At 48.4% G+C, this 10,423-nt stretch carries 8 protein-coding genes and 1 pseudogene; 4 read left to right on the top strand and 5 right to left on the bottom strand.

The genetic code is table 11. The features are described from left to right. Positions 1-607 (top strand): pentapeptide repeat-containing protein (locus Q0986_RS10465; protein ID WP_299409445.1); only part of this gene is annotated, 607 nt, incomplete at its 5' end. A 59-nt stretch (positions 608-666) separates the two neighbouring features. On the opposite strand, the gene leuB is transcribed toward Q0986_RS10465, so the two are convergent. The 4 genes from leuB to Q0986_RS10445 form a co-directional block, all read right to left on the bottom strand. Next, positions 667-1,755 carry a 3-isopropylmalate dehydrogenase gene (leuB, locus tag Q0986_RS10460; RefSeq protein WP_299409442.1) on the bottom strand — a complete coding sequence of 363 codons (1,089 nt, stop codon included), beginning with the start codon at positions 1,753-1,755 and terminating at the stop codon, positions 667-669. 130 nt (positions 1,756-1,885) lie between these two features. Continuing rightward, positions 1,886-2,479, bottom strand: a complete 594-nt coding sequence (locus Q0986_RS10455; protein ID WP_299409436.1) for a Uma2 family endonuclease — start codon at positions 2,477-2,479, stop codon at positions 1,886-1,888. Positions 2,480-2,665: 186 nt separating this feature from the next. Then, entirely contained in the window at positions 2,666-5,467 is a 2,802-nt protein-coding gene (locus tag Q0986_RS10450) for a DAHL domain-containing protein (RefSeq protein WP_299409432.1), read from the bottom strand. Further along, entirely contained in the window at positions 5,467-6,402 is a 936-nt protein-coding gene (locus Q0986_RS10445) for a cytochrome-c peroxidase (RefSeq protein ID WP_299409428.1), read from the bottom strand. Before Q0986_RS10445 ends, Q0986_RS10450 begins: the two co-directional genes overlap by 1 nt. A gap of 503 nt (positions 6,403-6,905) precedes the next feature. On the opposite strand from Q0986_RS10445, the gene Q0986_RS10440 reads away from it, so the two are divergent. The 3 genes and pseudogenes from Q0986_RS10440 to Q0986_RS10435 all read left to right on the top strand — a co-directional run bounded on the left by Q0986_RS10440 (position 6,906) and on the right by Q0986_RS10435 (position 9,219). After that, entirely contained in the window at positions 6,906-7,352 is a 447-nt protein-coding gene (locus Q0986_RS10440) for a ubiquinol-cytochrome c reductase iron-sulfur subunit (RefSeq protein WP_299409425.1), read from the top strand. Positions 7,353-7,398: 46 nt separating this feature from the next. After that, positions 7,399-7,755: pseudogene (locus Q0986_RS22945) on the top strand (response regulator); the annotation flags it as partial. 75 nt (positions 7,756-7,830) lie between these two features. Beyond that, a complete protein-coding gene (locus tag Q0986_RS10435; protein WP_366918563.1) occupies positions 7,831-9,219 on the top strand; it encodes a response regulator in 1,389 nt (462 codons plus the stop codon). Here Q0986_RS10435 and hemH read toward each other — a convergent pair. Then, on the bottom strand, positions 9,211-10,374 hold the full coding sequence (hemH, locus tag Q0986_RS10430; RefSeq protein ID WP_299409418.1) for a ferrochelatase: 1,164 nt from the start codon (positions 10,372-10,374) through the stop codon (positions 9,211-9,213). The two genes, Q0986_RS10435 and hemH, sit on opposite strands and share 9 nt — an antisense overlap. Positions 10,375-10,423: the final 49 nt, after the last annotated feature.

Raw genomic sequence — 10,423 nt, 5'->3', positions numbered from 1 at the left:
AGTCATGGTGTATTCTCTCTGTACGTTTGCTTGTCCAGAAGGATACGCCTTTTTTTATCTACGGCCTCATACACCAGAAATACTTATAACTCAATTATTGGAGCGCTATGCTGCTGGAGAAAGAGATTTCAGTGGAATTGAGTTTAAACGGGGTCTCCGACTTGAGGATGTCGAGTTGCCAGGTATCAACTTGAGTCAGAGTATTCTCTTTGGGGCTGAGCTGAGTGGTACTAACCTGAGTCGGGCTAACTTGAATAACGCTAATTTAGGGAGTGCTTGCTTGGAAAGAACTAATTTAAGAGAAGCTAGCCTTATCCATACCATTATTTCCGATGGAGGTTTGATTGAGGCCAATCTGAGTGGAGCGGATCTTAGCTTTGCTCATTTGGTTGAATGTCCTTTGGTTGATGCCGATCTTACTGGAGCTAACTTGAATGGTACGATCTTGGGTTTAAGGCCAATGCTACAGGGAGTTAACTTGACTAATGTTGATCTGAGTCAATCTTGTATCGATATTCCAGATGGGATTGAAGATCATAGTTTGGAGAGAGCCATTTTCTGCAATACCATTTTACCTGACGGGACTAAAATCATTAGCTTTATCTGAAGTATTTACAGCTAATAATGGTGCAACTAAAGAGGTTGAGGATTGAAATTAGAGAGTGTTTAACTCTGATTCAGAATCTGGATCAGAGTTTCTCCAATAGCCTTACAACCTAAGACCGTTGTACCTGGAGATTGAATATCGCCCGTCCGATAGCCTTGAGCCAATAAAGTCAGCACAGCAGACTCAACTTTATCCGCCGCCGCAGGCTGATCTAAGCCATAGCGCAACATCATCGCCACGCTCAAAACTTGAGCTAGAGGATTCGCTTTATCCTGACCCGCAATATCTGGGGCAGACCCATGAACGGGTTCAAATACCCCTGGACCGTCTGCCCCTAAACTAGCCGAGGGCAACATACCAATACTGCCCGTCAGCATCGCGGCAATATCCGAGAGAATATCGCCAAAAAGATTACTGGTGACGATAGTGTCAAACTGTTTGGGCCAGCGAACCAGCTGCATGGCGGCATTATCTACATACAGATGAGAGAGTTCTACATCAGGATATTCGGAGGAGAGATCGGTGATGAGATCGCGCCATAGTTGCGACACTTCTAACACATTCGCTTTATCCACCGAACAGAGCTTGCCACCCCGTTTTTGGGCGGTTTCAAAGGCGACTCGACCAATCCGATCAATCTCAGCCACCGTGTAGGCCATCGTATTGACGCCGCGTTGCTCACCCGTTTCGGTGCTAAATACCCCTTTGGGTGAGCCGAAATAGACCCCGCCTGTCAGCTCCCGCACCACCATAATATCCACGCCCTCAACCACCTCTGGCTTCAGACTGGACGCATCAATCAGCTGGGGCAAAATTTGAGCGGGTCTCAGGTTAGCAAATAGTTCTAGTCCTGCTCGTAATCCCAACAGTCCAGTCTCAGGACGAAGATGGCGGGGCATTGTGTCCCATTTATAGCCGCCAATCGCAGCCAACAAAACTGCATCACTCTGGCGACAAGCATCTAAAGTTTGTTTCGGTAGCGGGTTCTCCACCGCATCAATGGCCGCTCCCCCAATCAATGCCTCATTAAATTCAAAGGTCAAATTTTGCTGCTGCCCCACAACCTTGAGCACATCAACGGCCACGGCCATGATTTCAGGGCCAATGCCGTCACCCGGTAACAGCGTAATTCGATAGGACTGAGTCATGATGGTTTCGATCAAAAGCGCACAGGCTATCTATCATATGATGCAGCAACTCCCAACACCACAGAACTTGAAAATCTTTATGACTCCGTGTCTAGCCATTAAAGGAAGAGGATTGACTAGCTCTGTTGCCTCAGCGTTCAGGCGGTTCAACCATGGGTGGATCAAAAACCACATCTTCGTAGATCGCCGCCATTTCCCCCTCGTAATTGATGCTACTCAACGTGAAGGTCTCACTGGCAGCTGCGTAGGTTTCTAAAACCCATCTACCTTCACTTCGTCGAAAGCATTCGATTCGCTGGCGTCTGGGGTTGATCAACACGTACTCCTGCAAACTCTCTAGGGACTGATAATCCGCAAACTTATCTCCCCGGTCATAGGCTTCTGTGGAGGCTGAAAGAACTTCTACAATCAAGCAAGGAAATTGCTTGTAGGTCGCCGTTTCCTGATCACGGTTGTCACAGGTCACCATGACATCAGGGTAGAAAAAACGATTGTTCGCGTTGATGCGCGCTTTCATATCGGACAAATAAACTCGACATCCAGTCCCTCTAACATGACTGCGCAGACCAACCGCTAGATTCAGGGCAATGGTGACATGGGCATCTGAAGCACCTGCCATTGCATAGACTTCCCCATCCCGATATTCATGCTTGATCGGACTGGCTTCCTCGTAAGAGAGGTATTGCTCTGGGGAGAGATGAACTTGTTCAGAGAAGGCAACCATAATTTCTGTTTGGGGCAGAAGGTATGGGTTTAATTATTGAGCCTAAAGCCAGGATAAGCCAAAATTCTAATGCTTTCTTAGGCTGAAACCTGCCTTCACAGAAACATTTCACAAATAGGCTTACCCCGAGCTGAGGTTATTTAAGGTGTTAACGATCGGGCGCTAAAGCTGATCCGTGAGAGAGGGCTACTGCCTAGCCTGCACCTCGCTACCAGCGGCAATCTCGATAAAGTCTTGCATCTCTTCCAGTAATTCCTCCCGATCGAGCTGTCCTTTTTGGTGAATGCTTTGAACGGCATCTCCTAACTCTAGCCGCTCATGAGCAGTCAGATCCTTTGCGGACACAACAATCACAGGTACACTCTGCCATTCTGGTTGCTGTCGCAACACCTTGAGGAATTCGAACCCATCCATCTCCGGCATCATCAGATCGAGGAAAATCAAATCTGGGACACCATGCGTGTGCAGAATGTCGAGTGCTTGTTTGCCATTTCCTGCTGTTCGGTAGGGCCATTGTTCCCGCGTTAGCAGGCGACCCAGCATTTCCTGGGAGGGGAGATCGTCTTCAATCACTAACATCCAGTCATGATCTGCCGATCCAACATATTTGTCCAGTAGCTCTAACAACCGATCTCGCTGCAATGGTTTGGTGAGGAAATCTGTTGCGCCCAAGGAGAAGCCGACTTTTTCTGCATCCACCATCGTCATCATCACGACGGGGATATCGGCAAGGCTAGGACTACCCTTGAGTTTCTGAAGAACGGACCAGCCATCCAGTTCGGGCATCATCACATCCAGAATAATCATGTCGGGCATGATGTCTTCAGCCAACTGGAGTCCTTCTAACCCCGAAGACGACACCACGGCTTGATAGCCTGCCTCCGTCAAAAATCGCTGCATGATGTCGCGGGCATGTTCATCATCGTCAATGACCAGCACTGTTCCGCCAGGCTGTCCTTCGGCTATGGTTGGCAGCGAAATTTTACTCGGCTGGACAGGTGCAAATTGGGGTGGCGTTGATTCTGCAACTTCCGATTCCACTTGACGTGGGATATGAACCGTAAATTCAGTGCCGTAGCCATACTGACTGGTCACAGAAATATGGCCGCCCATCATTTCAACAAATTGTTTGGTAATGGTAAGGCCCAATCCGGTGCCCCCATATTTGCGGGTGGTGGAAGCATCTGCCTGGGTAAAGGCTTTAAAGACTTTCTCCAATTGCTCAGGCGTCATGCCAATCCCAGTATCTTTAATGCTAAAGACGATCTCCTCTCCAGCATCTTCAGAAACGGTGAGGCTAATTTCGCCTGATTCTGTGAACTTACAGGCATTACTGAGCAAGTTGTAGAGACTTTGGCGAACTTTGGTTTGGTCGGCATACAGATTCCCGATATTTTCAGGACAATGGAGGACCACCATGTTGCCTTGCTTATCGGCAATGGGTTGCAAGGTCGCGGCAATGGTTTTGACCATAGGTGCGATCGCAAAGGATTCTAAATAGAGTTCCATCCGTCCCGCTTCAACCTTGGATAGATCTAGCACAGCGTTAATCAACTCTAGGAGATGTTTGGCCGACCCAGAAATCTTCTGGAGATCAGGAACAAAGTCATCTTGTCCCATATCTTCGGCATCCTCTTCTAGCATTTCGCTATAACCAATAATGGCGTTGAGGGGGGTGCGGAGTTCATGACTCATATTAGCCAAGAATTCGCTCTTACTCTTATTCGCTTCTTCCGCTTTCTCCCGCGCCTCTTCGGCAGCTTCCATACTCGCGGCCAGCTGAGCGGTGCGGGCTTTGACCCGAGTCTCCAACTCTTGGTTCATTTGTTTGAGGCTCGCTTCAGCTTCCTTGCGAATCGTCACATCCTGGAGGAACAAGGACAGACCATCCACGCTGGGATAGACGCGAATCTCTAACCACATTTGATTAGGGGGGTAGAACACCTCGAAGGTGGTCTTTTGCTTCTCTTTCAGAGCTTGTCGGTACTTGCCGAGATGATCTGCGCCAAGCATATCGGGAAAGCTTTGCCAAAAGTCTTGGTTGAGGATCTGTTGGGAATCTGTTTGCAGAATCTCTGCGGCTTTGTCATTGATAAATGTGATTTGCCATTGAGGATTCAGGGCAACAAACGCATCCGTTAAACTGCTGAGAATGCCGGATATCCGTTGATTAGAGCGACGTTGCTGCCGAATCACCGCATAGGCACCCCCGCTCACAAATACTAATAAGCAGCCAAAGCTGAGCAAGCGAAATAGGTCCGCTGTCTGCGTTGCAGCACGATATTGCTGGTTATAGGCAGTTTCTAGGGTGCCGATCGCTTGGGTCGTGGGTAGCTTTAGAATATCGCGTGTTAAGGCATCAACCTGGGGTTTATACTCCAGAACCATGCGAGTATGGGCAACCGCAAGCTGAATACTCTTGGATGATTTTTTGGCCTCTAATTGAGCGATCTGCGTTTTAATCTGAGGAACCAACTCCTCATCCGAGGAGAGGCTGTAGAGAAGCACATTATCCAACAAGGCTTCTAGCTGAAGGGCCTCATTCCCGGATAGCCCCTTGGCTGAGCCTTTGCGAATCTCTTTGACCAGCTCTGGCAAATAGGTTAACGAGTTTTTGAGAATGGCATTTTGGGATTTAAAGGATTCAACTAGGTCTTCTTTTTGAGTAAAGACCTGGTTGTTTTTGTCAAGCTGAGAACGGAGGGCTTGGGGATTGCCAATAAACCCAGGGATCTGCTTCAGATCCGCTTGGAGTTCGAGCTGCTCAGACATGGCTCGCACCAACGGATCGTAGGAGGCGAGTAGCGCATATCTGGCTTTCAGAACACTCTGGTTGACCGAGGCATCCTTATCCAGTTGTTGGGCCATGATGGTCCGGTAGTCTTGATGCTGCTGGTTGTTCACCGATAAGCTTTTGGTGACGAGGCCCCCAAATAGGAGGAGGGCACCGGAGGCCCCGAGGAGGCCAAGAAGTTTTTGTTTCTGCATTAGGCGACCTCTTTGATTTCACCGTTGAGCGTATTTAAGAACTGGATGATCAGGTCAATATCCTTTTGATCGGCTTCGCGACCGAGTTGGTATTTGACCATGATTTTGACGGCCTCTTCCAGCGTTGGGGCCGATCCATCATGAAAATAGGGAGCGGTTAAGGCGATATTTCTTAAGCTAGGCACCTTAAACATGTAGCGATCTTCTTCCTTGCCTGTGACGTTGTAACGTCCAAGATCCGCTTTAGTTTCGTTGCCGCGCTCTTTGATGTAGTCGCCAAAGACGCCAAATTTCTGGTACATATTGCCGCCGAGCAGCACACCTTGGTGACAGGCGACACAGCCGTACCCTTTGAAGCGCCGATAGCCTTCTTTCTCGTCTTGGGTTAAGGCGTTGGTATTGCCTCGGAGGAATTGATCAAATTTTGAATTGGGTGTGTAAAGGGAGCGTTCGAAGGTTGCGATCGCATCCTTAATATGATCTGCTGAAATATCACTATCATAGAGCTGGTTAAAGGCATTCACATATTCAGGCGATTGCTTGAGCTTGCCAATAATCTCTGGCCAACTCGAACCCATCTCATTATCGGCATGAATAGGCCCTTCGATTTGCTCTTCCAGGGACGAAGCCCGGCCATCCCAAAATTGCTTGAAGTGAAAGCTGTTGTTAAGGACAGTCGGTGAATTGATAGTACCTTCTTGACCATTAATGCCAATAGAGACGGGTAGACGATCTGTTCCACCCATCGTTAAGTCATGACAGCTGGCACAAGAAATATTGTTGGTTTTTGACAGCTTTGGATCATGAAATAATTGCTTGCCCAGAACCACTTTCTCCATGTTCAAGGAAACTTCCATAGGAATCGGTACAATAGGTTCATCTCCTGCCGTCGTAATAGGGGGACCTAGTTCGGCAACGACGGGTTGCTCGGTCATTCGTGCCAGCTGCAATGATAGTAATGCTGCCAAGGCAAACAAAAGCATTAGTGCTAGATGGCGTTTTTTAAACACTCTGTTCACGCCCAAGACCCTCCTGGAGATAGCATTTCCCTGATCATAGATGCATTTTTACATAAGTATTAAATAAGAGACGATTGATACAATAGATACCATTCATCCTCTAATGCTTAGTTTGCCCAAAGCTACCTTCCTTATCAACATTTATCTTTGCAACTGAAAGATTTATGGCTCAGCAATATGCTGCGAGAAAGATTAAACCCTGGAAAGTAGATTTTAATTCATCTATACTCAATAAATACTCAGTGTTTTAGTGGTTTTTCGATTTTTGTGTGGCGATAGGAATAAGTTTTAAGTTTAGTTTACATAAATTATATGGGCAAACTAATTCTAGTAAGTATGTCTCTAATTCTCCTTATTATTTCGGGGTAACTCCCGTCCACTAGTAAACTATTGTGGATCTTATCCATTAAGAAATGCGTATGAATCGTCGAAAAGTATTGTCATGGTTGACCTTGAGTTGGATTTCAGGAATGGTCTCGGTTGCGATCAGCGCTTGTACGAAGCAATCCTCCACCGCTCCGACCACTGCCCCAAAGGCTGGAAAATCTCAAAATGGGTTTATGGAGGTGGGCCAAGTACAAGACATAGAGCAAAATGGTCGTATCTTGCAAACTTTAGCAGACGATAAAAAAGTCTTGGTGGTTCGCGATCCCAACAACACAGACACGCTCCATGCCCTCAATCCGATCTGCTCGCATCAGGGTTGTCCTGTGGATTGGAAACAGGATTCACAAAATATCTTTTGCGCTTGTCATGGTTCCACCTATAAAACTGATGGAACGGTCGTCAAAGGTCCTGCATCTACTCCCCTAGAAAGTTATGAAATCAAAGTGGAAGGGGATGCCATTTTAGTTAAAACCAGCTGATGTATCCGACGACTCACACCTCACACCTACAAAGAGGTCAACACTAATGCCGAAAATTCTTTTAGTTGAAGACAACGAACTCAATCGCGATATGCTCGGACGCCGTCTCAAGCGCCGAGGCTATGAAGTCGTGATTGCAGTCGATGGCAGGGAGGGGGTCTCGAAGGCGACCGATGAGAAGCCTGATCTGATCCTGATGGACATGAGTTTGCCTGTGATCAATGGTTGGGATGCAACGAGAACCCTGAAAGCAGAAGAACGAACAGCCTCAATTCCGATTATTGCCCTAACGGCTCATGCCATGGTTGGCGATCGCGAAGACGCCATAGCGGCGGGTTGTGATGATTACGATACCAAGCCAGTCGATCTCAAGCGGCTCTTACAAAAAATTGAAGCGCTATTGCGGGTTGCTCAGGGAACCCCACGACCCAGCCTCTCAGGGGCAGTAACCGTGACGCCAAAACCTGCTGCTGTGGCAATGCCTGCTGCTGTGCCTGCAGAACAGCGCGTTGCAGCCGCAACGCCAATGGTGAAGGCCCCTACAGCGCCCTCTCCCGAAGCTAGCTCTCCCACAACCCCCTCACGACCGCAGTCTCCGGCTCAGCCCCCTCAACCCTCATCCCTCAAACTATTAGTCGTGGATGATATTGAAGCTAACCGAGACATGTTGGGCCGACGGCTACAACGTAAAGGATATGACGTTGTTCTCGCAGAGAGCGGTGAAGCAGCATTAGAGTTAATTGCGACGACTGAGATCGCTCTAGTATTGCTGGACATCATGATGCCGGGCATCGGTGGTATTGAGACCCTGAAGCGGATTCGGCAAACCTATTCCCAGGAACAGTTGCCTGTCATTATGGCCACGGCCAAAGACACCAGTGACAATATCGTCGAAGCGTTGGAACTAGGCGCCAACGATTACATCACCAAACCTATCGATTTGCCGGTGGCCCTGGCTCGGATCCAAAGCCATCTTAAAACTCGGGAAGCGTCCGTCATCGCTCGGCAGCAGTTGTTGGAGTCTACCGTTGTTGCAGCACCCCAACCAACCTTTTGGGAAGAGCGATTCCGGCTAGTAGAGGTTCTCAATAAGCATGCCTTTGGCCAAACTGCGATCGCACAAGATCTCCAAGAGCCGGATACCCCGCTGCGCCTTATTCACACCTTTCGTTTAGACACCAATAACGCCGAGATTCTGCAAACTGTACAAGCGTTATTTTTAGCCGAAATGACTACCTTGAAGCAGCTTGCCCCCCATTCACAGCTCCTGCCTATCCTCAGCCTCTTACAAGACAGTGAAGTCTTCCATGTCGTTCATGAGTACATGGAAGGGACTGTCCTGAGTGCAGTCCTGGAATCTTCTCCTCCCTTATCGCCCCGAATGGCTTGCAAAAGCGCAGATGAGCTGTTGACCATTCTGGATGTGCTGCATCAAGCGAACTTCGTGCATGGCCACCCCCATTCAGGTTGCTTTTTACAACCCAAAGAGAAAACGCAAAAAGTCATCTTAATGGACTATGGCATTATCCCCCGTATCCTGAGCAAGCTGAGCTTGCAATATCCGCAATATCAGACGTTCCTTCAGGAGCAAGGGGACGCGATTGCCCCAGAAATCAGTGCGGGTCACTTCCAAGCCGAGACCGATCAATATGTGATCGGCAAAACCTTCTCTCAAGCCCTACAATCACCAGAGTCAGAGTCCAATCCACAATTAGCTGAGCTCCATCGCCAAACCGCCCAGATTTTTGCCACCATGGGCCACTCGGATCTCCAGGCACGATACCCTTCGATGTACGATGCAAACCGAGCGGTTCGCAACCAATGGCATCAATTGTGGAAGATTGAACTCGCTAACAAACTAGAGTAGTCCCGCTAAATGTAAGGGACCATAACCACTAATCAATTCAACCAGTAAGGCGATAAAACCAATCATTGCCAGCCGACCGTTCCAACGTTCGGCTGTGGTTGTCATGCCCCATTCCCACCGCTCTTGGGGGTAGAGCTTAATCTTCTTCTGGGGTCTAAAGACTTGCGAAAAGTCGAGGAAAGGCTGATCCAAATACTCAAGCACCATATTGCTCAGCGTATCGATAAAGTCTGGATGCGTATTCACCGCAGGCATGCGCCGGAAATGTTGAATGCCCGACTCCAGAGCCAAATGCCGATACTCCATATCGATTTCCTGTAAGGTCTCAATATGCTCCGAAATAAAGCTAATGGGCACCACCACTAGATCTTTAACCCCTTGCTGGCCTAAATGCGCAATCACGTTGGTGGTGTAAGGGCGTAACCATTCCATCGGCCCGACCCGACTTTGATAAGCCAAAATATGGGGGTTGGGGCGCTTTAACGCCTCCATAATCAGCTGAGTACTAGTCTCAATCTCTTGCTGGTAGGGGTCTCCTGATTCCGTGACATAGCTGAGGGGGACACCATGGGCGCTAAAGAATACAGTGGTTTGATCCGGCTCCCCAAACTGATCCAGCTCTTTGCGCAAAAAGTCCGCCATGACCTGCACATAGCCAGGGCGATCATGCCAAGAGGAGATCACCGTGTACTTGATTTTTTGCAATTCTGGATCCTCAGCCCAGATCTGTTCCAGCAAGCGGATACTCGATCCACTGGTACTGATCGAGAACTGGGGATACAACGGTAGGATCACCAGCTCTTCAATGCGATCGCGCTTAATACGGTCAAGGGCTTCTTCAGTAAAGGGATGCCAGTAGCGCATGCCGATGTAAACCTGAGCATCGCATCCTTTAACCTGCAAACTATCTTGCAGCGCATGAGCTTGGGCTTCTGTAATCCGTCGTAGGGGAGAGCCACCACCAATTTGCCGATAGTTATCCCGAGACGTCCGGGCTCGCATGGTAGAAATAAACCCCGCAAAGGGCTTTTGCATCCAGGCAAAGGGTAATCGCAAAATTTCTGGATCAGCAAACAGGTTATACAAAAAAGGACGGACATCCTTTAGCTGTTCTGGTCCCCCAAGATTCAGTAATAGAACACCAACACGGCTCATAACCTGATGATTGCCTTTGTTAAACTCTGTTACTTATTGTAACAACATT

The organism is Acaryochloris sp. IP29b_bin.148 (assembly GCF_028285565.1).
In the GTDB taxonomy this organism is placed as follows: domain Bacteria; phylum Cyanobacteriota; class Cyanobacteriia; order Thermosynechococcales; family Thermosynechococcaceae; genus Acaryochloris.
This window is presented reverse-complemented; position numbering and strand designations above follow the sequence as displayed.